This is a genomic window from Burkholderia sp. MSh2 (assembly GCF_000731655.1).
Classification (GTDB): domain Bacteria; phylum Pseudomonadota; class Gammaproteobacteria; order Burkholderiales; family Burkholderiaceae; genus Burkholderia; species Burkholderia paludis.
Window position 1 is genome coordinate 46,018 of the sequence record NZ_JPGM01000038.1, and the last position, 24,147, is coordinate 70,164.

Below are 24,147 nucleotides of genomic sequence, written 5' to 3' on the forward strand. Positions count from 1 at the left end.
GTTCACTGGTCGCGCACCACTGAACTGTCTCGGCCGGTGCCTTTAACGAGAGTAGCACGCAGCCGTAGGCGAGCGAGCGCGGCGGGTTGGTCCACGGGGCCTCCGCGCATCACAATGGCTGGTTGCGCGCGTGACGATGCCGGATAGGATAGTCGAACGCCATCGCGATCGTGAAATGGTCGCCGATTTACATCCTGGCCGCTACAGGCGGTTTCCCCGTGTTTGCATTCGCCATTGCGATTGGGCGAGCTGTCGCAGTGGCGAATGTCGATCGCCTTGATGTAACGCAAGCTGCGGTCGATCGTGTGAAGCGGGAACGCTATCGAGACGTCAATTTCGTTCGGGAAAACTGCCTGGCGAGAAGGTAAGTCGATATCGATTTGCAAATGTATTTTCGAATCAATTGCATTGATGGAACATGAAATATCGAATAATCGGTTGACTCTATACACCTATCCGTGAATTCGCGTCCCTGTCATTATTGCTGGGGCGCGAAGGGGCCGCCTCGTTGCCGTGGGCGATGGTGGCGTTGGCGTTGCTCGCGCCGGCCGTGGCGCAGTCGGCCAGGATGCATGGGTTCCGGCCCGGCCGCCGGGGCGCGATGGTCTGACGGGAGGCATCTTCGGGCGATGCGGCGATGCTCTCGTGCTACGGAATCGCGCCAAGGAAACCTGGAGCGATCCGGGCGCGAGTCTTGCGGAACACGTGGCCGGAACCTGGCAGCGGCTTGCCATGAACCGGTTGCGCTTGCGTCAAGCCGATCACGCTTTGGGGCCGTCTGAATTTGCCGAAGAGCCCCGTTGATGGGCGGATGCAACTGGTGAGGCATGGAGCGTGTCAGCCGCCAGCCTGCAAAATCCAGGTTCGCGTGCGCGATCGTACAGGACGATCGAAGCCAGAAACAATCGCGGCAGGACTGTGGTAGATTCCGTCTGCAGCCAAGTGCTGCGAACGTTCTCAGGGCGGGGTGAAATTCCCCACCGGCGGTAATCGCGCGATTGCGCGTAGCCCGCGAGCGCTTGCCGGGGATGGTTGTCACGGCAAGGTCAGCAGACCCGGTGTGATTCCGGGGCCGACGGTTAAAGTCCGGATGAGAGAGAGCGGGGTTCGTTGCGTACGCAAGGTACGCGGCTTGTCCCTGTGCGCCCATTCAACTCACACAGGATCAGCCGATGACACAGATTTCCCACGTTTCCCCAACTGCCGCTCCCCGTATCGCTTTTGTCCAGTCGTGCTGGCACAAGGAGATCGTCGACCAGTGCCGAATCGCGTTTGTCGATGCACTGGGCCATGCGAACATGAGCGAAGCGGATTGCGATTTCTTCGAAGTGGCCGGCGCCTTCGAGATTCCGCTGCATGCCAAATTACTCGCGAAAACCGGCAAATACGCGGCCATCGCCTGCGCCGGGCTGGTTGTCGATGGCGGCATCTACCGCCATGACTTCGTCGCGCAAGCGGTGATTTCGGGTCTCATGCAGGTGCAGCTCGATACCGAGGTGGTGGTGCTGTCGGCGGTGCTGACGCCGCATCATTTCCATGGATCGGCCGAGCATGTCGGTTTCTTCCACGAACACTTCCTCGTGAAAGGCGCGGAGCTCGCGCGTGCATGCGTCGATACGATCGGCGCGGTTGCCGCGCTCAAGGCGGAATCCGCGGCCACTGCGATGAAGCAGGCCGCCTGACGCTTGCGCTGCGTCCTTGCCGAACGGCAGGGCGCGTGCCGCGGGGTGGTTTGCCCCGTGGCACGCATGGTGGCTTTGCTGGCGCGTCCGCGAAGCTGACGTCGATGCCGCGCTTCTGCAGTCGTTCGACGTATTCTCGAGCGGGCCTTCGGTACGTCGCGACCCTATGGACGCGATTCATTGCGCCGAAAATCGCAAACACGAGGGCAGGCTACGTTTCCAGGCGATCCAGGAACGCCATTATCGCGTCGCGTGATCCAAGAATTTTCTTGTCTGCCCCGTAGTCGCCAAACAGTCGCTGGTGGCCAATGTATGAACTTGGCCCTTGACGGCTTCGATACGTCGAAGCCCAATCCAGCAATGCGTCGAATGACGCCGCGTCTCCTCCACGACGCACGCCCCGTTGGCGAATGTTCTCGACGCATTCCGTTTCATCGGGACACAGCCAGATGAGTGCCGTGGAGTCGCTGCGGATCTCATTGACGAGCGAACCGTAAATTCCTTCTATCACCCAGCGGTCGGTTTTCGCGGCGTCTCGCAGCAACCGTATGGCCTCGTTGCGCTCGCGAGCAACGTTGTACCCGCCTGGAAGCCAATGAATCGAATCCAGATCGATACAGGGCGACCCCATGCGATTTGCAATGCGTTCGGCAAGCCAGCTCTTTCCCGAACCGGAATTTCCCACTATCAGTGTTCTAAGCAAATTCATGCGGAGACCTATCTCGTGTTGCGCAGTGGTTGCTCCCGGGGTATGCCCGGGGCCGGCATCGATGCGCAGCTTACTCGCGCGGGCGGTGGGACGCTATCGAATCGGTTCGAAGCGTGCGGTCGAAGGCCGCAACGTTGTCGGGTTATGTCGAGCGCTTACTCTATTCAGCGGACGATCGTTCCTGATGACCGCACTGAATACTGCGGGCTGTCGTACACGATGACCAGGGCGCGTGATTTCGCGAACAGGTTGACGTGGCGATTGGCGGGGCGGGGAGCCGGAAGCAGATCGGATTCCCTTTTTCAAGTAACGGCGGAATTGGTTGCGCAACGTGACGTTCTACCGTGTCGAACCTGCGGTGCCGCGACTCTGAACCAGACGAGGTGCGATTCAAGCCAGGCGTTGGGAGGGACTGCTGGCGGCGAGTATGTGCATACCGTGGCCGGACGATCTCTGATTCACGAATAAAGACGTCGTGCGCTTTCCACGACGTCATTTCTTGTTGCTTTCATATTCTTTCGTTGTCGCTGCAATTTGGCGATTTTTAAGAATCATGAGATGTATAAAGTAAATCAAGACTCGAATGTCTTATTGACAGGCGTGGGCCGACTGGTTAGATTGATCACATGAGCGCACTTTTCGTCACGACTGCCACGACTGCCACGACTACTACCACGACCGCCAATGGCGGGCCGGGGAGAGGTTGTACGTCGTAGGCTGGCGCCTCAAGCGATCCCCAAGCCCCGCCGGAAACGGACGGGGCTTTTTTAATGCTCCGTTCGACTGGTACCCATGTCAACGGAGAACATAATGGGCGAAGTCGACCACCGAGTACCTGGTAAAAAACTGGATCTGTTTTACCGGCAAGATGAAAGTCCAGTCGCCATTTTGGGGTGCCGGCGCGGAATGATTCCTTATCGGATCGTGGGGGGATATATCCACGTCCGCATGCGCCAGGTCGGCTTCTCCGACGCGTGGCCTCCTCGGATTATCTCGTGCAGTCTTCGGAAACGGAGCGGTCGGTTTGAGACGCTATGGATACCTATGTTTCCCATTGAAGACGATAGCAACCCGCACGGTCTCAAGCCGATGAGTTGCCCGTGTCGCGTGCAGATCTTCAAGAAAGGCGCCCGATCGCACCCGGATCTCCCGATTCGATACTCCGCATTCGGGGCAGTCCATCGAGCCGAACCGTCCGGGGTGCGCCATGGCCCCATGCGTGCCCGCGCGTTCACTCAGGACGATGCCCAGGTTCTCCGTACGCCTGATCGGATCGAGGCCAAAGTCGCACGATTCGGTGTGTTGCCACGGACGATCCATGCAGATTCAGGGTTTGGAGAATTCGATGTGACTTTGTCGACGAAGCCAGCGGTCCGTGCCGGCGACGATGGGGTGCGGGACCGCGCAGCCGTCGTGCTCACGGAAGGCACGGCTGGCGGCGGCACGATCGAGGGGATGGTGTCTGCGGGGGAGCGGTCCGACGCGCTTGCGCTCGAGCGTACGTTCCAGCGCGGGCTGGAGACGGCTCGCGAGTCGATCGCACTACCGGGGTGAGACGATGGATGCAATCAAGTTCACGCGCGCGTCGGTATGGCTTGCCGGAATAGCCGAGGACGTGCCGATTTCAACGCGAATCCTGCTGATCTTCCAGTTCCTTGTGAATCTGTCCGTGTTCGGGTCGCTGCCGTTGCTCGCTGCGTTTCTTGACCTTGAGCGTCATCTGGACGCCGGCCGCGTTGCCAGCGTACTGACAGTGAACTTGCTGGCGAGCCGGTTGATGCCGCTGGTGCTGGGTGCGTCGACGGATCGTTTCAGCAGCCGCGTGCTGGCCACGCTCGGTCTGATCTGCCGTGCCGCAGGATTTTTCGGATTCGCGTTTACGTCGTCGTTTCCGGGGCTGCTGATGTGGGCATGCTTGTCCGGGCTCGGTGCTGCTCTTTATGAAACAACCGCGTATTCGATCTTCGGGTCGCTCGATTCTGCCGTGCGTCCAAAGGTGTTTGCACTGAATAATCTGGCGCTCAATCTAGGGGCGCTGATCGGTCCGGCGCTGCTGATTGCCGTGCCGAACAACGACCGTTCGATGCCGTTTCTGGCAAGCGGCGTGATTTTCACCGCGCTCGCATTCGTGGCGCCCTGGATCTCGGGGCGGAGCGCACGCAAAGCTGCCGCGGTACATCCGCTGCGCGGCTTGCTGATCGTGTTCGGAGACAGGCGGTTCCGCCGGCTATGCTGGGCGCTCGTTCCATTCTGGACGGTGTACACGCAGATCTATGTCTTCATCCCGCTGACGTTTTCGCATGGCGCAAACGGCTACAACGGCGTTCGGCCGTTCTACATCGCGAACGCGCTGATCGGAATTGCCACTGCTTCGCTTGGCATGAACTGGTTTCAGAGGACGGCCTGGCGATCCCTGATGACCATTGGGCACGCGGCAATGTGTTGCTGCTTTGCGATTGCTGCATTGCTGTTCGGTCGCATCGATGGCGCCGGCGCGTCGCTGGTCATTCTGATTGTCGTCGCGATCGTCTTCACGTTTGGCGAAAGCCTGATCCTTCCGGCATCGAATATCGCGCTTGCCGATCTGACGACCGAGGGTAACGCCGGCAGCTATTTTGGTGCATCGGCGATCTCCTGGGCGATCGGCGGGATGCTCGGCAACTTCATTGGCAGCGTTGCCGCCGGCTGGACCGTGCTTACGCCGGGATGGGCCACGTTCACGGGGATCTCCCTGATTGGTCTGCTGGCATTCTGGAGAGGGCATGAGTGAATCGTGAACCCGCCGTGGGGAGCGGTGCGACGGGTACTGCTCTGACGTCGAGCAAGCGCGGTATCGAGCCGTTGCGCGCCGAGCGCCGTGCCATCCATGGCAGCGGCCTCGGCAAATATCGGTGGGTCGCCGAGCGCACGCATGCCAGGCTGCATCACTTCTGTCGTCTTCGTATGCGTTTCGAGCGCCGTGCTCACATTCGCCGCGCACTCCTCAAACTCGGCTGCCGCTCGATCGCCTGGAATACTTTGCAGCGGACTCGTCAACCTTCGTGAAACCGCCTCATAAAGATATTGGGATCCTGTCGTTTCAACCTCGTATCGGAATCCTTTGGTTTGAAATCGGACGGGCGAACGTGACGCCGGTCCGTATCGAGCCCCGTACCCGCTTCGCGAGACTTTCGCCGCAACGGTACGGAGTCTGGCCGCATCGCCCGATGTCACCCCACCTGCGCGCCACGCTCCTCCGCAAGCAACCGGCGATAGTGAGGCAGTGCCCCAAACAGTAACCACACCGCGAGCGCGGCCGCGATCGTGCAAACGATCCCGATCGAATCGCCGACCATCTTCGGATTGCCGAACACGCGATCGCTGAAGAGCGCGATCAGCGTCGGCCCGAGCCCGAAACCGATCAGTTGCGCGAAAAACGAGTAGAGCGCACCGACGGTGCCGCGCATGCGGCTGGGCGCGACGAGTTGCAGCGCCGCGGCCATGCACCCGGTCGGCAACGTGAAGAAGAACACCGTGCCGCCGGCTGCGACCAGCGTACCTGTCGCACCGGGCGCAAACGGGATGCTCGCGCAGCACAGCAGCATCGGGATCATTGCAAACGCGGCCGTGCGCAACGGTGCGTCCTCGTACCCGCGCCGTTCGAAGCGGCGTACGACCCACGGGCCCGCCAGTGCGCCCGCCATCCCGCAGCAGACCACCAGCGCGCCGAAACGAAACCCGACGAGCGCAGCGGGCATGCCGTGCGAACGGATCAGGTAAGTCGGCATCCACGCGGGCATGCCCAGCACGACAATGGCGAGCATGCCGACGCCGAGCAAAATGCGCGCGTAGAACCCGCGCCGCGCCCACAGAAATGCAGCGGATTCACGGGTCGAGAACTGGCGGTCGTCCGCACCGCCGCTGACGACCTTGCTGCGCATGGGCTCGCGCACCGTCAGCCACACCAGCAACGCGAACAGCACGCCCGGCAGCCCGATCAGCACGAATGCCAGTTGCCATGTCTCGAACCCGGCGAGTACCGGGAACTGTCGATGAACGTCGCGGGCGAACGAGATGACGAGGCCGCCGGCGACGAGCGAAAGCCCGCCGCCGAGCATCGGGCCGAGAATGAACACGCTCATCGCGCGCGGCATCTGCCTTGCCGAAAAGCAGTCGGCAATCATCGACAGCGCGATCGGAAACACGCAGGCTTCGCTGGCCCCGACGCCGAAGCGTGCGAGGAACAGCCCCTGGAATGTCGTGGCCTTGCCGCACAGGGCCGTGAAGATGCACCACATGCAAATGCCGACCAGCAGGATGTTGCGCCGGTTGGCGATGTCGACGAGCCGGCCGAAGAGCGGTGACGCGATCAGGTAGGCGGAAATGAACGCGATGCCCTGAACGAGGCTGAGCTGCGTGTCGGAAATGGCGAGCGAGTGACGGATCGGGTCGACGAGCAGGTTGAGAAGCTGGCGGTCGATGTACGCGAGGGAATACGCGAGCGTGATGATGGCCAGGATGTACCACGACCGGAGGCTGTCATGGACGACCCTCGACGAGGTTCGTCCCGATAGCGCATCGTCCAGGCCGCCGACAGGCGGCACTTCATTCATGGCATTCCTCATCTTGTCTCCGATACGATCGTCTGATGCATGTGAAAGGGGATGTCGGGACGGCATGCCGCTTGCGCGTCAGGCCGGTCATGGGCATCTGGTCAGCCTGGGTGGTCGTTCGACGCATGAGGGATGCCGCTCACACGTGCTCGATTACCAAACTATCGTTAGGTAGTTTGGCGTGACGCCAAGCGATGTGCCATGCGTGTTATCCATTAAGCATCGCTGCCGCGGGCCATGAATCAAGCGGCGACTTTCACGCGGTGCGACCCGATGTGGCGTACGCGGCGTCCGGCGCGCGCGTTGTCGATACGTCAGCGCGCCCGGTCCCGCCGGAATCGGCATCCGCGTTCGGGTTTGACCGGATGGAGCGATCGCCTGCGTCGAATCAATCTATCGTTCGTTAGGTAAACGGAGGATGCCGAAGATGGCGTGCCCGCCGGCAGCCCGCTCCGCATTCCGAAGCACGGAATGCGACGCTTGGCCGATGGAACGCGCATACGTCGGCGTTGCCGATCGACAGGGGAAAAGAGGCCGCACGAACGGCCCGGCGTCGATGCCGTGAGGTCGCGTATCACGCTGTGACACGACGCAATGCGCTGCGCCCATCCCGGGCGCAGGCGTAGCGTTCCGGAACTGGAGGAGCACGATGACTGACGATGTATCACGCGATTCGCAGCGCTTGCCGGAAGGCTTCGAGGCGCTCGAACCGTTTCTCGACCGATGGCATGCGCCGACGTCGCACGCGCGCTGGATCCATCGCGCGGCCACGCCGTACGCAGAGATCGTGACGTTCTACGAAGCGATGTCCGAGCGGGCGGAGGAGGCGACGGTCTATCTCGAGCAATTTCCGCTCGACGACATGCCGGCGCCCGCGCGGAACCTGTTTCGCCTGCTGCTCGCGATGTGCCATGCCGCGATCGCCGTCGAAATGCACAAGGCGTCGGGCATCCGGCATGCGCCACCCGTTCACGCATTGACGATCGCGGCCGGCTTTCAGCCGCACGGCTGAGCGCGCGTCCTCGGGCGATCAGAACCCGTCGTCCCCATCCCTTTCAGGAGCTGGCATGAACCACCCTGGTGAACTCAAACCGAGCCTGACCGAATCCGTCGGCCTGTCGACGAGGCCGATGCCGACCACGCTGTACACGGATCCGGAGCAATACGAAACCGAACGCGAGCGAATCTTCCGCCGCGCATGGCTGATGGTGGGCCGCGTCGAGCGGATCCCGAAGCCGGGCGATTTCTTCGTCAAGGATCTGGCGGTTGCCAAGGCGTCCGTGATCGTCGCGCGTTCGGAAGACGGCAAGATCCGCGCGTTTCACAACGTCTGCGCGCATCGCGCGAATATCGTCGAGCACCGTCCGGCCGGCAACGCGAAGCGCTTCGTCTGTCGTTACCACAGCTGGGGTTACAACAACGCGGGCGAACTGGCGAACGTGCCCGATGAAGCGGGCTTCTTCCATCTCGACCGGAAGAAATGCGGGCTGACGCCCGTCGCGCTCGACGTGTGGGACGGCTGGATCTTCATCAACCTGGCGCCGGCGCCGGAGGTCGGTCTCGCGGAATTCCTCGGGCCGATGGCCGATGCATTGTCCGGCATCGACTATCCGGACGCCGACAACGCGATCGTGCTGCGCGGCGAGTTCAAGGCGAACTGGAAGGCGGTGGCCGAAAACTTCAGCGAGGTGTATCACATCGCGTCGATCCACCCGAAAACGTTCGGGCCGATCTACACGGGCAGGGAAAACCCGTTCGGGCGGCCGCTGGGTGCGACCCTGCGCGGGGCGCATCGCTCGTTCTCGCTGTGGCTGAACCAGAGCGTCCAGGTGCCGGCGCACGCGAAGGTGATGCGCTGGCTGTTCTCGGCCGGCGAGACGGTGACCGGCACGCGCAATGTCGCGCAGGCCAATCCGCTCACCGAGCACCGCGGCGTGAATCCCGAGCGGCATCCGGACTGGTCGCAGGACGTGAACTGGTTCTTCCCGAACTGGCATCTGCAGATCTCGGCGAACCAGTTCTGGACGCACGAGTTCTGGCCGACGTCGGCGAACACGACGGTCTGGGAAGCGCGCTTCTACAACAAGAAACCGAAGAGCGTGCGGGAGCGTCTGCAACTCGAGCATTTCACGTCGCACATCTCCGACGGCATGCTCGAGGATCTCGGCAACATTGAATCGATGCAGGCCGGCATGGAGACGGGCGCGAAACCGTTCGTCCATTTCAACGAGAGCGAGATCCTGTGCCGGCACGGGCTCGAGCAGGTTGTCCGATGGTCGTCGGCGTCGACCGTGAAGGACGCGATCGCGTAGCGCCGGTGTCGGCGATCGGCCGCTGCCGGTCGCCGACGCACCGGCCCGCCTGCTTTCATCGAGGCGCGAAACCCGCGATGCGCAACGGCCCGGGCCTGCCTGCGGCCGCCCGGCGCGACGCGAGGTTCGAACGCGTGCTCAGGGCGTCGTTTTCGCATCCTGTAGCAGCATGTCGGCGGCTTTCTCGCCGATCATGATGGTGGCGGCATTGGTCGCACCCGAAATCGGCAGCGGCATCACGGACGCATCGGCGACGCGCAGGCCCTGCACACCGCGCACGCGCAGTCGCGCGTCGACCACCGCCATCGGGTCGCTGCCGGGCCCCATGCGTGCGGTGCCGTTGTGATGATAGACGGTGCCGCCGCGTTGGCGCGCGAACGCGAGAATCTCGTCGTCGCTGCGTATGTCGCTGCCGGGAAACATCTCGTCGACGTAGTACGGCGCGAACGGCCGCGCCTGCAGTACGGCCCGCGCCATTTTGACCACGCTCACCATCGCGCGCTGGTCCGATTCGTCGGTCAGGTAGTTGGGTTGGACCTCGGGCAGTTCATCGATGTTCGTGGAACGCGCCCGCACCCAGCCGCGACTGTCGGGGCGCTGCTTGTGGCCGCCCAGCGTCATGCCCGGATAGTGATCGAGCAGGCCGGGCAATCCTTCCTGATAGCTGCCGGGCGTAAAGGAAACCTGCAGGTCGGGGCGCGGCAGCGACGGCTCGGAGCGGAAGAAAAAGCGCATCGGGACCGGGCCCATGCTCAGGATGCTCGGCCGCCCGAGGAAATACCGGGCGATCTCCCGGGCAAGCGGCAGGCCGCGCCCGCGTTCGTTGAGGGTGGCGACGTCCTTCACCTTGACGGCCACGCGCAGGTTGAAGTGATCGACGAGGTTGGCGCCCACGCCGGGGAGGTCGACCCGCGGTTGCACGCCGATGGCGCGCAGATGCGTGCTGTCGCCGATGCCGGAGATCTGCAGCAGGCGCGGCGTGTTCAACGCACCCGCCGCAACGATCACCTCGCGATTGGCGCGCACCTCGCGCTCGGGTGCGCCGGCGCCGCCGGTCCGATACCGCACGCCGATCGCGCGGCGGCCGTCCAGCAGCACGCGCGTCGCGGGGCTGCAGGTGCGCAGCGTCACCCGTCCCTTCCTGACGGCTGGATGCAGGTAGGCTCTCGCGGCGCTCCAGCGCCGCGCCAGGCGGCCGCGCGTGTCGATCATGAAATGCCATGGGCCGACGCCGTCCTGCGCGTCGGCATTGGCGTCGGCCACATACGGATAACCGAGGCTCTCGACCGCTTCGACGAACAGGTCGCACAGTGGCGCGGGCATGATCGGGTCGGTCACGATCAACGGGCCGTTGCGGCCGCGATAGCGATCGTCGCCGGGACCGATGCGCGTCTCGGCCTTCCTGAAGAACGGCAGCACGTCGTCGTAGCGCCAGCCCGGGTTGCCGAGTGCGGCCCAGCCGTCGAAATCGGCCTGTTGACCGCGGTTGTAGACCATGCCGTTGATCGAACCCGAGCCGCCCACGACCTTGCCCTGGGTCAGCTCGATGGTGCGCCCGTCGGTGCCGGCGATCGGCCCGCTGCGAAAGCGCCACACCAGCCGGTCGTTGAACAGGTTCTTGATGTAGCCCGCCGGAATGTGGATGAACGGGTTGATATCGGGCGGACCGGCTTCCAGGACGCATACGGTATGGCCGGCTTCGGCCAGCCGCGCGGCCACCACGCTGCCGCCGCTGCCCGCGCCGACGACCACATAGTCGAATGTGTCGGTCATGGTTCACGCGTCCAGATTGAAATTGACGGTCTTCAGCTCGGTGAACGCCTCGATCGTCGACCAGCCGCCTTCGCGACCCACGCCCGAGCGCTTGATGCCGCCGAACGGCGCGTTCGGAATGCTGGCGAAGCCGTTGACGCCGATCGAGCCGCTCTTCACCGCGCGCGCGACGCGAAACGCGCGGCTGACGTCCGTGGTGTATACGCAGCCGGCGAGGCCGTATTCGCTGTCGTTGGCGATGCGTACGGCTTCCTCCTCCGTATCGAACGGAATCACCGACAGCACGGGGCCGAAGATTTCCTCCTGCGCTATCCGCATGTCGTTGCGCACGTTCGCGAACAGCGCCGGCTCGACCCAGTTGCCGATGCCGAATCCCGCGCCCGGAACACCGCCGCCGGCCAGCAGCGTCGCACCTTGTTGCCGGCCGCTTTCGACGTAGTCGAGCACGCGCGCCTGGTGGCGCCTGGAAATCATCGGCGCGGACGTGGTGGTGGCGTCGAACGGATCGCCGAACCGTACCTTCGCGAGTTGCGCCTGTGCGTGATGCAGGAACTCGTCCATGATCGAGCGATGCACGATCGCGCGCGACGGCGTGGTGCAGACCTGCCCCGACAGAAAAGTGGAGCACAGCCCCATGAGCGCCTGCGCGGTAGCCGGCACGCTGCGCGTGTCGGGAAAGACCAGCGCCGCGCTCTTGCCGCCCAGTTCCAGCGACAGGCGCTTCATGGTCGGCGCGCTGGCCGCCGTGATGCGTTCGCCGACGAGCGGGCTGCCGGTGAAGGTCACCTTGTCGACGCCCGGGTGCGACGTGAGCGCCGTACCCGTTTCGGTCGCACCGGTCACGAGATTGAAGACCCCGGGCGGCAAATCGCTGTCGGCCAGGATCTGCGCGAGCCGGCTCACGGCGAGGTTGGTGAGCTCCGACGGCTTGACGATCACCGTGCAGCCGCAGGCCAGCGCCGGCGCGACCTTCATCGCGAACGTCATCACCGGGCCGTTGTACGGCAGGATCGCCGCGACGACGCCCACCGGGTCGCGGAAGGTCATGTACTGCATGTTCGACGCGCCGGAGAAGATCGGCAGCGTGTCGCCGTTGATCTTGTCGATCCAGCCGAGGAAATGGTCGAAGATGTCGGCGGCGGCTTTGGCCGATACGCGCGAGTTGCGGCTGAACGTGTACGGAATGCCGTTGTCGAGCGTCTGCAATCGGGCGATTTCGTCCTCGGCCGCATACAGCCGCTCGACGACGGGCTGCAGCAGGCGCTTGCGATCCTGCGCGCGCATGCGCGGCCACGGACCCTCGTCGAACGCCTTGCGCGCCGCGGCCACCGCGAGCGCGACGCCGCGCGTGCCGGCCTCGGCGAAACGGGTCATGACTTCGTTCGTGCAGGGATTGATCTGGTCGAAACGCGCATCGGGCCAGTCGAGCCACCGGCCGCCGATGAAAAGGCGGCCGGGGCTGACATTCAGCGCGTCGAGCCGGGAAACGAGACTGAGCATGGATTCGGAAAGGTAAGGGGCTTACTTCGGCACCCCGGTGAAGACGTAGCCGCCGTGCGGGTCCTTGCTGACCAGCCCGAACGACGGCGAACAGAAATGCGTGCAGGCAAACAGCGTGGCGCTCCCGTCGAGGCGCGACAGGAGCGCGTGCCGCGTGGCGGCCGACTGCGCGTTGTCGTAGTCCAGCACCAGCGCCATGTCCGGCCTGGCGACCTGCACCGGATGGTGCATCGCGTCGCCGCCGATGATGAATGTCTCCGTGCCCGCGTCGACCTCGACCGCGATGTGGCCGATCGAGTGTCCCGGCGTGGAGAACACCGAGATGCCGTCGCCCAGGTCGGTGTCGCGATCGATGAAGTTCGCGAGCCCCGCGTCGACGACGGGCTGGATGGATTCCCGGAACGAAATGTCCTGCGCGTCGTACATCGCGTCGTTCGGGTCGCCCTGTTGCGCGTATGCGTATTCCGTCTTGCCGAAGTGGTATTTCGCGTTCGGAAAGGTGGGCAGCCAGCGGCCGTCCTGCTTGTAGGTGTTCCAGCCGACGTGATCGAAATGCAGGTGCGTACACAGCACGTCGGTGACCGCGTGGCGGTCGATTCCGGCCTGCTCCAGCGTGGCCAGGAAGTCGAGCCGCAGCTCGGCGAACGCGTCGAAGCCCGCGAGCTGCTTGTCGTTGCCGACACAGGTGTCGATCACCAGCACGCGCTTGCCGGTCGCAACGACGAAGCACTGGCTGACGGCACGCATGCGATGTGCGTCATCCACGTAGGGCGGCTTCATCCACGGAATGGACTTCATCACGTCGGGTGTGGCTTCCGGCAACAGCGTGCCCAGGATGCCACCGATGTCCATCTCGACGATCTGCACGATTTCCGCGCGACCGATCCGGGAACGAATGGTGTGCAGCAACGGCATGGCGTTCTTCCTTGGAGAGGGGGCGCGGGGCGCTTGACCGCGGGCGCTCGGGGGGAGCAGCCGGCAGGCATCGTCGAGAAATACCTGGCGAGGGCCCGTACATGGCGGATGGATTCAACCACGGCGTGCGGCGTTGCGGTCGATCCTCCGCCACGCTGTTCCGTACATCGGAGCATGCAGGCGAGGACCGCCCCGTCGGGACGAATGGGCGCGTCGAGATCGCCAATGTACGGAACACTAAATAATGCGAAATTGACGCTGGAACCTAGCCGTCAGTAGCATCGGCCCAGCTGCGTGTCGTCGATGTCGGGCGGCGCTGTCGGTCGGTCGCCGCACCGATGCGGCGGAAGCGGGTGAGGGGCGGGCAGCGGGCAGCGCGACCCCGAGCCGTCTGCCGGCTGCCGGGTGCGGCCCGCATATCGATAAAAACGAGGAGATGCCACGACGATGAAGTTGTCATTCAAGCAGCGGCTCGGGTTGCCGCTGGTACTGAGCTTGCTCTGTCTGATCCTGCTGTCCGTCGCCGATGCGTACCGGAGTCGCGAGATGCGTCTCGACGAGCGCAAGGCCGACCTCGTGCACGCAACCCAAATCGCGCTCGCCACGGTCGGGTTGTACGCGAAGCGGGCCTCCTCGGGAGAGCTGAGCATCGAGCAGGCTCAACGGCAGGCGATGGACGTGATTCGCGGCATGCGTTACGGTGAAGCCGGCAGCGGCTATTTCACGATCGTGAATTCGAAGGGCGTGGTCCTGATGTACCCGTTCGACACGTCGATTCAGAACAGGCCGTTGAGCGAACTGAACCCGAAAGCCGCTGCCATCGTCCGGCAACAGATCGATCTGGTGGCCGGCGCCGGCAGCGGCTTCCAGCGCTTCGACTATCCGAAGGAGACGTCCGGGGTGACCACGGACGCGGCCCGGATCGCGTACATCGACACCTATCGTCCGTGGGACTGGATCGTCAACACCAGCCTGTTCGTCGACGACATCGACACGGCGTTTCATGCGGGCCTGCTACAAAGTCTCGGCATTTGCGCGTTGATCGCGCTGGCGATGAGCAGCATCGTCGTGGCGCTCAATCGCGGCATTGCGAGGACGCTGGGCGGGGAGCCGGGCTATGCGGTCGAGATTGCCGGACGAATCGCGGCCAACGATTTCACGGCCGCCATCGCGACCGCGCCGGGCGATCGCGGCAGCCTGCTGTACTCGATGAAGCGCATGCAGGCGAATCTGTCGGCCGCCATCAACGGCATCAAGGCAAGCGCCGATTCGATCGCATCGGCGGCCGCACAGATCTCGGCCGGCGATCTGGATCTGTCGCGGCGTACGGAGTTGCAGGCCGCGTCGCTGCAGGAGACCGCGGCGAGCATGGCGGAACTCTCGTCGCGAGTCGGCCAGAACACGGACAACGTCCGCCAGGCGAGCCAGGTCGCGGTGCAGGCCGTGCAGGCGGCCGGGCGTTGCAACGGTGTCGTCTCGCGGGTCGTCGATGCGATGGGCAGTATCGATGCAAGTTCCGGCAGGATCGCCGAGATCGTCGGCATCATCGAAAGCATCGCGTTCCAGACCAACATCCTGGCGCTCAACGCCGCCGTCGAAGCCGCACGGGCCGGCGAGCAGGGGCGCGGTTTCGCGGTGGTCGCGTCGGAGGTGCGTTCGCTCGCCCAGCGATCCTCGTTGGCGTCGAAGGAAATACGGGGCTTGATTCACGAATCCGTCGAACATGTCAGGGGAGGCGTAGCGCTCGTGAACGCCGCGGGGGCATCGATGGCCGAGATCATGCATGCGATCTCGCGCGTGACCGACCTGATGGAGGAAATCGCTGCCGCCTCGGTCGAACAGGGGCACGGCATCGATCAGGTCAATCAGGCCGTGTCGGAGATGGACCAGGCGACGCAGCACAACGCGGCGTATGTGGAGGAAGTCGCCGCCGCCGCGCAGTCGCTGGACGATCAGGGCAAGCAGCTCGTCGCGATGATTTCGCGTTTCGTCGTGCGCGAGGGCGACGGGTCGCCGATGCGGAAAGCGAGCGGCGCGCGGCGGTACGACGCGGCTGCGATCGCGCCGGGACCGGTGTCGGCGGGCGAGTCGTATGCGATGCAGACGTGAGGACAATACCGCTGTCGCTTTGCATTGCCGTCGCGCGTGACGGACAGCATGCGCGTTGCCGGCCGGCGGAACGACGCACGCGCCGCATGGCCGATCGCGATGGAACGGGGCTTCGCTGCAGGTACTGACAACGCGCGACGGATGAACGACGGTTCCGACCGACACCACTTTCCGGAAGAACGGTCACGCGCCGGCCGGCGCGGATCGGTTCGTCCGGATCAGGAGACACCATGACAAACACGTTGCTGACAGACGACTCGACGCCCGGCATCCGCGTCGTCACGCTGAATCGCGCCGAGCGGATGAATGCACTGGATGGCGCGACGCTCGCGGCATTGAACGACGCGGTGCGAACGGCCGCCGATCCGGGCCGCGACGTCCGCGTGATCGTGATTCGCGGCAGCGGCCGCGCATTCTGCGCGGGCAACGACCTGAAATGGCTCGCGAGCGGCGTGCTCGCCGATCCCGCCGCGCACATGCGGCATCAGGACCTGATGCAGGACACGTTCGCGCTGATGGAAGCGTCGCGGCAGATCGTGATCGCGTCGGTCAACGGTTATGCGGTGGCCGGCGGGTTCGAGCTGGTACTGGCGTCCGACATCGTGGTCGTCGATGAACACGCGGAGCTGGGCGACGCGCATCTGCAGCGCAACCTGCTGCCGAGCGGCGGAGGTTCGCAGCGGCTGCCGCGCAAGATCGGGCTCGCGCGCGCGATGTACTACCTCGTTACCGGGCGGCGCATGACGGGGCGCGAGGCCGAGCGGATGGGGCTCGCGTCGCTCGCGGTGAGCGGCGATGCGCTCGACGCCGCAACGATGCAGCTCGCCCGCGAGATCGCGCGCACCGATGCCGATGCGCTGGCCGCCATGAAGCACATGACCCGCCGCGCGCTCGACATGCCGCTGCACGACGGGTTGTCGATGGAGCGGTGGATGCAGTACCGCTATCGCATCGAGTCGCCGTCGCTGGTGACGGCCGTGCACGATTTCGCGCGGCGCGAGCCGGGCTGAACGGCGCGCGGCGATACGCGGCCGCTCATGCTCGCGCGGCGCGCGGCTTGCGGGGGTTCGGCGTGGCGGTCTTCGCGGGTTTGGCCGCGCGGCTGGCCATCTCGGTGGCCAGGTGTTCGCGCTTCTCGACGAGGAAATCCATCAGCGCGCGCACCTTCGCGGGCATCTGCTCGCGCGACGGCGTGTACAGGTAGTAGCCGGGAAACGGCTTGCACCACGGATCGAGCACGCGCACCAGCGTGCCGGCATCGAGGTGTTCGCGCAGCGCGATGTCCTGGTGCTGGATCAGGCCGATCCCCTGCAGCGCCGCGCGAATCATGCCGTCGTCGTCGTTCGTGACCACGCTGCCCTGCGGTTCGACCTCGAACGCATGACCCTCGATCTCGGGCGACGTGAACTCCCAGCGATAGATCGCGCCGCTCGTCGTGTGGCGATAGCACAGACAGTTGTGCTCGATCAGGTCGGCGGGCGTGGCCGGCGTGCCGTGGCGTGCGAAATAGTCGGGCGAGCCGGCCACCGCCATCTCGAGCATCGGCGTGATCGGCACGGCCACCATGTGTTCGGCGAGGCTTTCGCCCAGCCGGATGCCCGCGTCGTAGCCGTCGGCGATGATGTTCGACAGTCCGTCGTCCATCACGAGCTCCACCCGCAGCAGCGGATAGCGGGCCATGAACTCGCCCAGGTGCGGCTCGACCAGTTTTCGGGCGGCGACCCGCGACGTGTTGATGCGCAGCAGCCCGGACGGCTCGTGCCGGACTTCGTGCAGGTTGCGGATCGCCAGCTCGATCGAGCCGAATGCCGGCCGCAGCGTGTCGTACAGCCGTTGGCCGTCCTCGGTCAGCGACATGTCGCGCGTGGTCCGGTACAGGAGCTTCACGTTCAGTTGCCGTTCGAGCGCTTTCAGGTTCTGCGACAGCGCGGCGCGCGACACGCCCATCTCGGCGGCGGCCCTGGTGAAGCTGAGATGGTGCGCGATATGCACGAACCACGCGAGGGAAGGGAGCTGGGACGGGTCCATGATGCGATTGTCAAGTTCGGTTGACGAATATAGTCGATATTTGATCGTCCGGTAATCGGCACAATGCCGGTGTCGGCGCGAGGCGCGGCATGCGATGGCGTGCCGCGCGTCAATGCGCCGGACGGCGAGCGGGAAACGGGGGAAGGCGAAGACGGCCCGCCGCACGCCGTGTCGACGGGCCCGGTTGCCGTGCGGATGCGCGGCGGCCGTCCGGCATGCGGCGCGGACAACGGAGAGGGCGGGCACCGTCGTCGTTGCGACGGCGGTGCGCGTGACGCGGCGACGGGTTCCGTCAGACGATCTTGCGCGATCGCAGATCGGCCACCGCGTGCGCGTCGAGCCCGATGCCGGCGAGGATTTCGTCCGTATGCTCGCCGGTCAGCGGCGGACGCGTACGGATTTCCGGTGGCGTGCGCGACAGCGAAACCGGCGTCGCGAAAATGGGCACCGGCTTCGGCGCGCCGGGATAGTCCATCCAGCGGATCACGTCGGCGGCCTTGATGGTTTCGTCCTCCAGCGCCTGGCGCGGCGAGTTGACGGGGCTGGCCGGGATGCGCGCCTGCTCCAGTGCGGCCAGTGCGTCGGCGAGCGTCTTGTCCGCACACCATGCGCTCATGAGATCGCTCAGGAGCGCGCCGTTCTCCCCGCGCAACGTATCGTCGGCGAAGCGCGGATCGTCGAGCAGTTCCGGCCGGCCCACGAGCTGCGTCCAGCGCTTGAACATCGGCCGGCCGATGACCTGCGTGATGAACCAGCCGTCCGTGGCCTTGAAGATGTCCGACGGCGCGTAGCCCGACGCGCGGTTCAGCGTGGCCTGACGATCGAGGCCGAGCAGCGCTTCCTCGATCAGCGCGCCGCTGGCCATGTTCAGGCCCGTGCACAGCAGCGACGCACTGACTTCCTGGCCCATGCCGCTGCGCTGGCGTTCGTAGAGCGCCAGCATCACGCCGAGCGCGCACGAGAACGCCGTGGCGAAGTCCACCACCGGCACCATGGCCTTTTGCGGCCGGTCGGGCGTGCCCGCCATGTACACGGCGCCGCTCAACGCCTGGCCGACGCCGTCGAAGCCCACGCGATCGCGCACGGCCTCGCTGTTGCCGAATGCGTTGGACGCGACGAGGATGATGTCGGGCTTGATCGCGCTCAGGCTGCCATAGTCCAGCCCGAGGCTCTTGAGCGTGCGCGGAGGCATGTTCGCGATCACCACGTCGGCATCGGCGACCAGCTTGCGCACGATCTCGCGCCCCTCGGGGCTGTCGAGGTCGAGCGTCATCGAACGCTTGTTGCGGTTGACCTGCAGGAACAGCGCGCCCTCGCCGTGTTCGGTCACCGGCACGATGAAGCGGTCCTCGCCGCCGCCGACGCGGTCGATGCGGATCACGTCCGCGCCATAGTCGGCGAGCAGCGCCGAGCAGAACGGCCCGGCGATGAAGCGGCCGAAATCGAGGACCTTGATGCCTTCGAGTACTTTCATGTTGCGTTCACGGTTGAGTCAGGCGGAGGTCGAGGCCGCACGCACTTCGTCGAGCGCGCCGGGATTGTCGAGCGACGACAGGTCGCCCGGCGGCTGGCCGCAGTACACGCTGCGGATCACGCGCCGCATGATCTTCGAGCTGCGCGTCTTCGGCAGTTGCGCGACCACGTGCACGCGGCCGGGCCGGAACGGGCGGCCCAGGCGCTTGTCGACGTGGCCCGACACGACGGCTTCCAGCTCGGCGCCCGCGACGCGCGCGCCGGGTTTCGGCACGATGAACACGACCAGCTTTTGCCCCTTGTCGGCATCGGCCACGCCGATCGCGGCCGCCTCGGCCACGTCCGGCAGCTCGAGCACGACCTCCTCGACCTCGGCCGGCCCGAGGCGCTTGCCGGCGACTTTCAGCGTGTCGTCGGAGCGGCCCATCATGAAATAGTTGCCGTCGGGCGTGCGCAGTGCGAGATCGCCGTGCACCCACAGGCCGGGAATGGTCTGCCAGTAGGTTTCCAGGTAGCGGTCGTCGTCGCGCCAGAACGATTGCGTCATGCCGACGAACGGTGCGCGGATCGCCAGCTCGCCGACTTCGCCGGTCACGCTTGCGCCGTCGGCGTTTACCACGTCCGCCGCCACGCCGGGCGAGACGGTGTTGAAGCCGCTCGGCGGAATCGGCCGGATCGGGACGCTCGCGAGCAGCGCGCCCGACGCTTCGGTGCCGCCCGTGTAGTTGATGACGGGCGCCGTGCCGTCGCCGAAGCGCTGCAGGAACCAGTTGAAATGCTCGGGCGCGATACCTTCGCCGGCCGTGATCAGCAAGCGCACGGTGGAGCGGTCGCCCGCGAGCGCGAGCGCTTCGTGGCTGGCCATCCCGCGGATCAGCGTGGGCGCCGAGCCGAAGTGCGTGACGCGGTGGCGCGCCACCACGCGCGACATGCGCGACCAGTCGGGGTAGTCGGGGGCGCCGTCGTAGCACACCAGCGTCGCGCCGCGCAGCAGCGCGCAGCCGAGCACCAGCGTGCCCGCGATCCAGCCCATGTCGGCGGGCCAGCAGTAGACGTCGCCCGGATGCACGTCGAAGTGAACCAGCGAATCGTGCGCGATCTTGACCGGAAAACTGCCGTGCGTGTGCACCACGCCCTTGGGCTTGCCCGTGGTGCCCGACGTATAGATCACCATGAACGGCGTATCGGGCGTGACCGACACCGGCGCGATCCCCTGGCCGGACGCGGCGGTCGCGGTGTCGTGCCAGTCGAGATCGCGCGCGTCCTGCGCGGCGGCGTCCTCGCCGCGCTTCCAGATCACCCGTCCGAGCAGCGGCAACTGCCGCCATGCATCGCGCAACGTACCCTGGACGTCCACGCGCTTGTTGCGACGCGAGAAGCCGGTGGACGCGATCACGAGGCGCGCCTCCGCGGCCGACAGGCGGGCCACGATCGCATCGACGCCGAAGCCGCTGAACAACGGCACGACCAGCGCGCCGAGATGCACGATGGCCAGCAGCGAGACGGTCGCCTCGACGCCGTTTTCCATCAGCAGGCCGACACGATCGCCCTGCGCGACACCGTGCCGCGCGAGTCCGGCCGCGAAATCGCGCACGCGTTGCTCCAGCTCCGCGTAGGTCAACTCGCTCACGCTGCCGTCCTCGCGCTCGGCGACGACGGCCTTTTGCCGCGCAGTGGCGGGGTGGCGCGCCCAGCCGTAAATGGTGTTGACCCAGTTGAGCCTGCCGCCCGGGAACCAGCCCGGAAACTGCGGGCCGCGCGACAGGTCCACGTAACCGGTCGGCGGCGTGTCCCACGCGATCGCGCATTCGCGCATCACGGTGTTCCAGTAGCGCTCGGGCTCGGCAAGCGACACGCGCATCAGTTCGTCGTACGACGGCACCTCCAGCGCGCGCATCAGCTTCACGATGCCGGCGTTCTGCAGCTCGCGCTGGCCGGGTTGCCAGGTCTGGCCGGATTCAGGGTTGCTCATGGTCGGTCTCCAGCCTTATGCGCGCTCGACGATCATCGCGATGCCCTGGCCGCCGCCGATGCACATCGTCTCGAGCCCGTAGCGGGCCTGGCGGCGGTGCATCTCGTGCAGCAGCGTGGTCATGATGCGTACGCCCGTCGCGCCGACCGGGTGGCCCAGCGAGATGCCCGAACCGTTTACGTTGAGCGTGTCTTCGAGCGCGTCCATCGAGCTGCCCCAGCCCTTCACGCAGGCCAGCGCCTGGCACGCGAACGCTTCGTTGAGCTCGATCAGGTCCATCTGGCCGAACGTCAGGCCCGTGCGTGCCAGCACCTTCTGCACGGCGGGCACGGGGCCGATGCCCATGCGGGCCGGGTCGCAGCCGGCGGCGGCCCAGCCGACCAGCCAGCCGATCGGCGTGAGGCCGAGCGCGTCGAGCTTGTCCTCGGCCACGATCAGGCACGCGGCGGCCGCGTCGTTCTGCTGGCATGCATTGCCGGCGGTGACGACGCCGTCCTTCACGATGGTGCGCAGTTTCGCGAGGCTGTCGGGCGTCGTGTCGCCGCGCACGCCTTCGTCCTGCGCGACGATCAGTGCATCGCCCTTGCGCTGCGGCACGGATACCGGAACGATCTCGGCGTCGAAATACCCGGCCCGTTGCGCGGCGGCCGCGCGCTGCTGGCTGCGCGCGGCGAACCGGTCCGACGCCGCGCGCGTGATGTCGTACTCGCGCGCCAGCGTCTCGGCGGTCTCGATCATCCCGCTGATGCGGCCGAAACGGCTTTCCGGCTGCGAGCGCTCGCGGCCGCGGTCGAGCCGGTCGTGCATCGTGACCGAGCCCGCGCGCTTGCCCCAGCGCATGTCGGTGGTATAGAACTCGACGTTGCTCATGCTTTCGACGCCGCCGGCCATCACCACGTCGGCCGCGCCGGTCTGCACCATCATTGCCGCCGTGGCCAGCGCCTGCACGCCGCCGCCGCAGCGCCGGTCCAGCTGCATGCCGGCCACCTCGATCGGGAAGCCCGCCTGCAGCGCGATCCAGCGCCCGGTGCACGGCGTCTCGCCGCTTGCATAGCTTTGCGCGAACACGACGTCGTCGATGCGCGCGGGATCGAGCCCGGTTCGTTCGACCACGGCGCGCGCGACGGTCGCGCCGAGCTCCTCGACGGGTACGCCCTTCAACATTCCGCCGAACGCGCCCACGGGGGTGCGCAGCGGGGAGACGATGGCTGCTCGTTTCATTTCGAATGCCTCTTGAATGTCATCAATATTCAGCCACCCGTGCTCGCGTGTCACGCGCCGGCGGCTATCGTGTGCGGTGCGGCCGCCGGATCAGCCGTAGCGGCCGCCGGTGACGTGCAGCACCTCGCCGCTGATGAAGCCGGCGCGCTCGCTGGCGAGGAAGGCCACTGCGTCGGCGATGTCGTCCGGACGCCCGACCCGCTTGATCGGTTGCGCGGCCACCGCGCGCTCCTTGATCGTTTCGTAGGTCGGCAGCGCCTGCACCATTTCCGTTTCCATGAAGCCCGGCGCGACGCAGTTCGCGGTGATCCCGTAGCGGCCTTCCTCCATCGACAGTGCCTTGGCCATGCCGATCAGGCCCGCCTTGGCGGCCGAGTAGTTGGCCTGGGTCGGGTTGCCCAGGTGGGCGCGCGAGCTGATGTTGATCAGCCGGCCCCAGCCCTGCTCGATGAAGTGAGGCATCACCGCGCGGGCGGCGAGGAACGCGCCCTTGAGCATCACCGTCATCACGAAATCCCAGTCGTCCTCGCTCATCTTCACGAGGTACTTGTCGCGCGGCGCGCCGGCATTGTTCACGAGGATGTGCACGCCGCCGAAATGCGCGACCGTTTCGTCGACGAGGCGCTGCACGTCGGCGGCCTGCGTGATGTCGCCCACGACGCAGTGCGCGGCCAGGCCGTCGTCGCGCAGCGCTTTCGCCGTGGCCTGCGCCAGTTCGGCGTTGATGTCGGTGACGACGACGCTCGCGCCTTCCTGCGCGAGCCGGCGCGCGGTGGCGGCGCCGAGGCCGCGCGCCGAGCCGGTGACGATGGCAACCTTGCCGGTCAAACCCAGATCCATGTGTGTCTCCTGAAGAATGGCGTGTCAGCGCAGGTCGACCCGCGCGTTGGTCAAAACCACCACGTTGCGCTCCACGGCCGTGACGCGCAGTGAAACCGTGTCGTCGCGCACCCACATCTCGGTGCGCAGCGTGTCGCCGGGCCATGCCGGCGCGGTGAAGCGCACGCGCATGCCCGCGAAGCGCGTGTCGTCGTAAGCCAGCACCGTGCGCAGCACCGCGTGGGCGGCCACGCCCATCAGCGCCATGCCGTGCAGGATGGGGCGCGGGAAACCGGCCGCGGAGGCGACCGACGGGTCGGCATGCAACGGATTCAGATCGCCGCTCAGACGGTAGATCAGCGCCAGTTGCGCGGGCGTGCCCAGCTCGCAGACGTGATCGGGCTCGCCGTCGGGCATTGCATGGGGCACCGGCAGCGGTTCGGTGCTGCCGCCCTCGCCGAAGCCGCCGTCGCCGCGCAGCAGGCTCAGTTGCACGACGGTCGCCAGCAGGCGGCCCGTGTCGGCATCGACGATCTCGCGCGTCTGCCGCAGAAACGCGCCCTTGTTTTCGCCCTTGTCCCACAGGCCGGTGATGCGCGTCGTGCCCTTGACGCGGCCGCTGGCCGGCAACGGTGCGTGAATCCTGATTTCCTGTTCCGCGTGCAGGATCTTTTGCCACGCGATGCCCGTATCGGCCTCACGCGCCCAGAAGCCCGGATACGCAAGCACGTTCGCCATGGTCGGCAGCGCGCGCAGCGACGCGCCTTCCCGGCCTTCGTAGACGTAACGCAATTGCCCGGCGTCGAGCGGGTCGGCGCCGAAGCCCAGGCCGAGCGCGTACAGCTGCGTATCGCGCAGCGAGTACGCATGCTCGATGGGCGGGAACGGACGAGACAGCAGATGATCGGGCTGGAGCGGCATGGCGAACGTGACGGCAGTGGATTCGGGTTCCCACGATGGAACCGCCCGATTGGCCGGTCAACGGATCGGCGTACATTGTTCCGTACCTTGGCAGACGCCCGGGGCGCCATGCTCGCCGCGC

Annotated in this window: 19 protein-coding genes, 1 pseudogene and 1 riboswitch; of the genes and pseudogenes, 8 read left to right on the forward strand and 12 right to left on the reverse strand. The window is 65.8% G+C overall.

The window, feature by feature from the left end; genetic code table 11:
* Positions 1–2: 2 nt before the first annotated feature.
* Positions 3–386 carry a hypothetical protein gene (locus tag GQ57_RS42020; RefSeq protein ID WP_152603338.1) on the reverse strand — a complete coding sequence of 128 codons (384 nt, stop codon included), beginning with the start codon at positions 384–386 and terminating at the stop codon, positions 3–5.
* Between the two features lie 563 nt (positions 387–949).
* Positions 950–1,106: riboswitch (FMN riboswitch) on the forward strand.
* A gap of 66 nt (positions 1,107–1,172) precedes the next feature.
* On the opposite strand from GQ57_RS42020, the gene GQ57_RS23860 reads away from it, so the two are divergent.
* On the forward strand, positions 1,173–1,682 hold the full coding sequence (locus GQ57_RS23860; protein WP_031400706.1) for a 6,7-dimethyl-8-ribityllumazine synthase: 510 nt from the start codon (positions 1,173–1,175) through the stop codon (positions 1,680–1,682).
* A gap of 211 nt (positions 1,683–1,893) precedes the next feature.
* On the opposite strand, the gene GQ57_RS40040 is transcribed toward GQ57_RS23860, so the two are convergent.
* On the reverse strand, positions 1,894–2,391 hold the full coding sequence (locus tag GQ57_RS40040) for an adenylate kinase (RefSeq protein WP_174923291.1): 498 nt from the start codon (positions 2,389–2,391) through the stop codon (positions 1,894–1,896).
* An 810-nt stretch (positions 2,392–3,201) separates the two neighbouring features.
* Here GQ57_RS40040 and GQ57_RS40045 point away from each other — a divergent pair.
* From GQ57_RS40045 to GQ57_RS40050, 3 genes and pseudogenes are all read left to right on the forward strand, one after another.
* Positions 3,202–3,945, forward strand: coding sequence for an aminoacyl--tRNA ligase-related protein (locus GQ57_RS40045; protein WP_081896757.1), 744 nt, complete (start codon positions 3,202–3,204; stop codon positions 3,943–3,945).
* A 4-nt stretch (positions 3,946–3,949) separates the two neighbouring features.
* On the forward strand, positions 3,950–5,161 hold the full coding sequence (locus GQ57_RS23870) for an MFS transporter (protein WP_031400708.1): 1,212 nt from the start codon (positions 3,950–3,952) through the stop codon (positions 5,159–5,161).
* Between the two features lie 56 nt (positions 5,162–5,217).
* Positions 5,218–5,436: pseudogene (locus tag GQ57_RS40050) on the forward strand (IS5/IS1182 family transposase); the annotation flags it as partial.
* Between the two features lie 164 nt (positions 5,437–5,600).
* Here GQ57_RS40050 and GQ57_RS23875 read toward each other — a convergent pair.
* Positions 5,601–6,995, reverse strand: a complete 1,395-nt coding sequence (locus tag GQ57_RS23875; RefSeq protein ID WP_034199204.1) for an MFS transporter — start codon at positions 6,993–6,995, stop codon at positions 5,601–5,603.
* A 637-nt stretch (positions 6,996–7,632) separates the two neighbouring features.
* Between GQ57_RS23875 and GQ57_RS23880 the strand changes: the two genes are divergently transcribed.
* Positions 7,633–7,995 (forward strand): hypothetical protein, encoded by a 363-nt coding sequence (locus tag GQ57_RS23880; protein WP_031400710.1) that lies wholly within the window; start codon positions 7,633–7,635, stop codon positions 7,993–7,995.
* A gap of 55 nt (positions 7,996–8,050) precedes the next feature.
* Positions 8,051–9,295, forward strand: coding sequence for an aromatic ring-hydroxylating oxygenase subunit alpha (locus GQ57_RS23885; protein ID WP_034199205.1), 1,245 nt, complete (start codon positions 8,051–8,053; stop codon positions 9,293–9,295).
* Between the two features lie 138 nt (positions 9,296–9,433).
* On the opposite strand, the gene GQ57_RS23890 is transcribed toward GQ57_RS23885, so the two are convergent.
* From GQ57_RS23890 to GQ57_RS23900, 3 genes are read right to left on the reverse strand one after another with little or no spacing between them, the layout of a single operon-like run.
* Positions 9,434–11,068, reverse strand: a complete 1,635-nt coding sequence (locus GQ57_RS23890) for a GMC family oxidoreductase (protein WP_034199206.1) — start codon at positions 11,066–11,068, stop codon at positions 9,434–9,436.
* A 3-nt stretch (positions 11,069–11,071) separates the two neighbouring features.
* Positions 11,072–12,568 (reverse strand): aldehyde dehydrogenase family protein, encoded by a 1,497-nt coding sequence (locus GQ57_RS23895; protein ID WP_034199207.1) that lies wholly within the window; start codon positions 12,566–12,568, stop codon positions 11,072–11,074.
* 21 nt (positions 12,569–12,589) lie between these two features.
* Entirely contained in the window at positions 12,590–13,483 is an 894-nt protein-coding gene (locus tag GQ57_RS23900; RefSeq protein ID WP_034199208.1) for an MBL fold metallo-hydrolase, read from the reverse strand.
* A 447-nt stretch (positions 13,484–13,930) separates the two neighbouring features.
* Here GQ57_RS23900 and GQ57_RS23905 point away from each other — a divergent pair, with 447 nt between their 5' ends.
* Both GQ57_RS23905 and GQ57_RS23910 read left to right on the forward strand, forming a co-directional pair.
* Positions 13,931–15,592: a methyl-accepting chemotaxis protein gene (locus GQ57_RS23905; RefSeq protein ID WP_052001462.1), complete on the forward strand. Its 1,662-nt coding sequence runs from the start codon at positions 13,931–13,933 to the stop codon at positions 15,590–15,592.
* A gap of 230 nt (positions 15,593–15,822) precedes the next feature.
* Positions 15,823–16,602, forward strand: a complete 780-nt coding sequence (locus GQ57_RS23910; protein WP_031400716.1) for an enoyl-CoA hydratase/isomerase family protein — start codon at positions 15,823–15,825, stop codon at positions 16,600–16,602.
* 25 nt (positions 16,603–16,627) lie between these two features.
* Here GQ57_RS23910 and GQ57_RS23915 read toward each other — a convergent pair whose 3' ends face one another.
* The 6 genes from GQ57_RS23915 to GQ57_RS23940 form a co-directional block, all read right to left on the reverse strand.
* Positions 16,628–17,620 carry a LysR family transcriptional regulator gene (locus tag GQ57_RS23915; RefSeq protein ID WP_034199209.1) on the reverse strand — a complete coding sequence of 331 codons (993 nt, stop codon included), beginning with the start codon at positions 17,618–17,620 and terminating at the stop codon, positions 16,628–16,630.
* 292 nt (positions 17,621–17,912) lie between these two features.
* On the reverse strand, positions 17,913–19,094 hold the full coding sequence (locus GQ57_RS23920; protein WP_031400718.1) for a CaiB/BaiF CoA transferase family protein: 1,182 nt from the start codon (positions 19,092–19,094) through the stop codon (positions 17,913–17,915).
* An 18-nt stretch (positions 19,095–19,112) separates the two neighbouring features.
* Positions 19,113–21,065, reverse strand: a complete 1,953-nt coding sequence (locus tag GQ57_RS23925; RefSeq protein WP_034199210.1) for an AMP-binding protein — start codon at positions 21,063–21,065, stop codon at positions 19,113–19,115.
* Positions 21,066–21,080: 15 nt separating this feature from the next.
* Entirely contained in the window at positions 21,081–22,286 is a 1,206-nt protein-coding gene (locus GQ57_RS23930; RefSeq protein WP_034199211.1) for an acetyl-CoA C-acetyltransferase, read from the reverse strand.
* Positions 22,287–22,376: 90 nt separating this feature from the next.
* A complete protein-coding gene (locus GQ57_RS23935; RefSeq protein WP_034199212.1) occupies positions 22,377–23,126 on the reverse strand; it encodes an SDR family NAD(P)-dependent oxidoreductase in 750 nt (249 codons plus the stop codon).
* Between the two features lie 24 nt (positions 23,127–23,150).
* Entirely contained in the window at positions 23,151–24,026 is an 876-nt protein-coding gene (locus GQ57_RS23940; RefSeq protein WP_034199213.1) for a MaoC family dehydratase, read from the reverse strand.
* Between the last annotated feature and the right edge of the window lie 121 nt (positions 24,027–24,147).

Excerpts from the sequence above, each read along its gene's own strand:
- GQ57_RS23860 (WP_031400706.1), top strand. The coding sequence starts at position 1,173 with ATGACACAGATTTCCCACGTTTCCCCAACTGCCGCTCCCCGTATCGCT.
- GQ57_RS40040 (WP_174923291.1), bottom strand. The coding sequence starts at position 2,391 with ATGAATTTGCTTAGAACACTGATAGTGGGAAATTCCGGTTCGGGAAAG.
- GQ57_RS40045 (WP_081896757.1), top strand. The coding sequence starts at position 3,202 with ATGGGCGAAGTCGACCACCGAGTACCTGGTAAAAAACTGGATCTGTTT.
- GQ57_RS23870 (WP_031400708.1), top strand. The coding sequence starts at position 3,950 with ATGGATGCAATCAAGTTCACGCGCGCGTCGGTATGGCTTGCCGGAATA.
- GQ57_RS23875 (WP_034199204.1), bottom strand. The coding sequence starts at position 6,995 with ATGAGGAATGCCATGAATGAAGTGCCGCCTGTCGGCGGCCTGGACGAT.
- GQ57_RS23880 (WP_031400710.1), top strand. The coding sequence starts at position 7,633 with ATGACTGACGATGTATCACGCGATTCGCAGCGCTTGCCGGAAGGCTTC.
- GQ57_RS23885 (WP_034199205.1), top strand. The coding sequence starts at position 8,051 with ATGAACCACCCTGGTGAACTCAAACCGAGCCTGACCGAATCCGTCGGC.
- GQ57_RS23890 (WP_034199206.1), bottom strand. The coding sequence starts at position 11,068 with ATGACCGACACATTCGACTATGTGGTCGTCGGCGCGGGCAGCGGCGGC.
- GQ57_RS23895 (WP_034199207.1), bottom strand. The coding sequence starts at position 12,568 with ATGCTCAGTCTCGTTTCCCGGCTCGACGCGCTGAATGTCAGCCCCGGC.
- GQ57_RS23900 (WP_034199208.1), bottom strand. The coding sequence starts at position 13,483 with ATGCCGTTGCTGCACACCATTCGTTCCCGGATCGGTCGCGCGGAAATC.
- GQ57_RS23905 (WP_052001462.1), top strand. The coding sequence starts at position 13,931 with ATGAAGTTGTCATTCAAGCAGCGGCTCGGGTTGCCGCTGGTACTGAGC.
- GQ57_RS23910 (WP_031400716.1), top strand. The coding sequence starts at position 15,823 with ATGACAAACACGTTGCTGACAGACGACTCGACGCCCGGCATCCGCGTC.
- GQ57_RS23915 (WP_034199209.1), bottom strand. The coding sequence starts at position 17,620 with ATGGACCCGTCCCAGCTCCCTTCCCTCGCGTGGTTCGTGCATATCGCG.
- GQ57_RS23920 (WP_031400718.1), bottom strand. The coding sequence starts at position 19,094 with ATGAAAGTACTCGAAGGCATCAAGGTCCTCGATTTCGGCCGCTTCATC.
- GQ57_RS23925 (WP_034199210.1), bottom strand. The coding sequence starts at position 21,065 with ATGAGCAACCCTGAATCCGGCCAGACCTGGCAACCCGGCCAGCGCGAG.
- GQ57_RS23930 (WP_034199211.1), bottom strand. The coding sequence starts at position 22,286 with ATGAAACGAGCAGCCATCGTCTCCCCGCTGCGCACCCCCGTGGGCGCG.
- GQ57_RS23935 (WP_034199212.1), bottom strand. The coding sequence starts at position 23,126 with ATGGATCTGGGTTTGACCGGCAAGGTTGCCATCGTCACCGGCTCGGCG.
- GQ57_RS23940 (WP_034199213.1), bottom strand. The coding sequence starts at position 24,026 with ATGCCGCTCCAGCCCGATCATCTGCTGTCTCGTCCGTTCCCGCCCATC.